Source organism: Burkholderia sp. LK4 (assembly GCF_001043615.1).
Lineage (GTDB): Bacteria > Pseudomonadota > Gammaproteobacteria > Burkholderiales > Burkholderiaceae > Burkholderia > Burkholderia cepacia.
In genome coordinates, this window is record NZ_LDUL01000180.1 from 1 (window position 1) to 1,242 (window position 1,242).

Here is a 1,242-nt window from a genome sequence, read left to right on the forward strand (position 1 = left end):
TGCTCGATGTAGACCTCGGCGCGCAGGAAGTCGCGGCCGAGCTGCGGCAACTGGTCGAGCCGCTGCGCGGCAAGCTTCATCTGCTCGTATTCGAGCAGGCGGCGCACGAGTTCGGCGCGCGGATCCTCGGCTTCCTCGCCGGTGTCGGCCTTCTTGACCGGCAGCAGCATCCGCGACTTGATCTCGATCAGCATCGCGGCCATCAGCAGGTACTCGGCCGCGAGCTCGAGGTTCGACGTGCGGATCTGGTCGACGTAGCCCAGATATTGCGCGGTGACCTGCGCCATCGGGATGTCGAGCACGTTGAAGTTCTGCTTGCGGATCAGGTAGAGCAGCAGGTCGAGCGGGCCTTCGAAGGTCTCGAGGAACACCTCGAGCGCATCGGGCGGGATGTAGAGATCCTGCGGCAGCTTGAACAGCGGCTCGCCGTACAGGCGAGCGAATGCCGCGACACCGTCGACCGTGTCGGGCGTCGAATCGGCGCCCGCGGGCGCGGCGATCGCGTCGTCCTGGCGGGCGGCGCTGGCCTCGTCGGCGGCGCTCACGTCGTCAGAAGTTCTGGTAGTAGACGTACGACGTTTGCTTCACGCGCGATTCCTGCTGCTCGGCGCGCTCTTCGAGGTCGATCGGCTGCTTGTCCCACAGCAGGGAACGGCCCTTGCGCTGCTCTTCCTCGAGCGTCGGCTTCTGTTGCTTGAGCTGGTTCAGGAACTGCGTGACATCGGACTGGTACGGCATGGCTGGATTTTCCGTTTCGGGCGGCGCACGATGCGCCGGATTCACGATGGCGGGATTTTACCGCAACGCGGGAACGGCCGGCGGCAATCGCGCGTCGAATCCGCGGGCTGGCGCGCAGCCGGTGGCCGCAAGCGCGCCGCCGGGCATGACGCAGCGGCCACGCGCGCTCGCGCGGCGGTTTACAAACATTAAGCTTTGACGCCGGCACGCTGTGGTCAAATACAGGGTTTTCCACAAAACCGTGACAACCGAGGGCGAGGTCATATTTGGCGGGGCAGTCGAACCAGCAAGCACATCCGGCACATGACGCGGGCCCGCGCGTGGAACGCAATCGCGCCGGCGCCGCGGCCCGTGCCGCGCGGGCGACCCTCGCGGGTTGCCTGGCCGCGTGCTTCGCGCTGCCGGCCCACGCGAAGTACGACGTCGATATCGACGCGCCGCGCTCGGTGCGCAAGCTGCTCAAGACGCACCTCGACATCGCGCGCTTCGCGAAGCGCGACGACA

At 66.7% G+C, this 1,242-nt stretch carries 2 protein-coding genes and 1 pseudogene; 1 reads left to right on the forward strand and 2 read right to left on the reverse strand.

Features of this window, described 5'->3' with window-relative positions; translation table 11 throughout:
• Both VK92_RS38740 and VK92_RS38745 read right to left on the reverse strand, forming a co-directional pair.
• The coding region (locus VK92_RS38740; protein WP_048468270.1) for a segregation and condensation protein A at positions 1–545 on the reverse strand (545 nt) is incomplete at its 3' end.
• A gap of 4 nt (positions 546–549) precedes the next feature.
• Complete coding sequence (locus VK92_RS38745; protein ID WP_006478107.1) at positions 550–738, reverse strand: DUF3460 family protein; 189 nt, start codon at positions 736–738, stop codon at positions 550–552.
• 266 nt (positions 739–1,004) lie between these two features.
• On the opposite strand from VK92_RS38745, the pseudogene VK92_RS38750 reads away from it, so the two are divergent.
• Positions 1,005–1,242, forward strand: a pseudogene (locus VK92_RS38750) (outer membrane protein assembly factor); the annotation flags it as partial.

Coding starts and splice junctions, on each gene's coding strand:
- VK92_RS38745 (WP_006478107.1), bottom strand. CDS start 738: ATGCCGTACCAGTCCGATGTCACGCAGTTCCTGAACCAGCTCAAGCAA.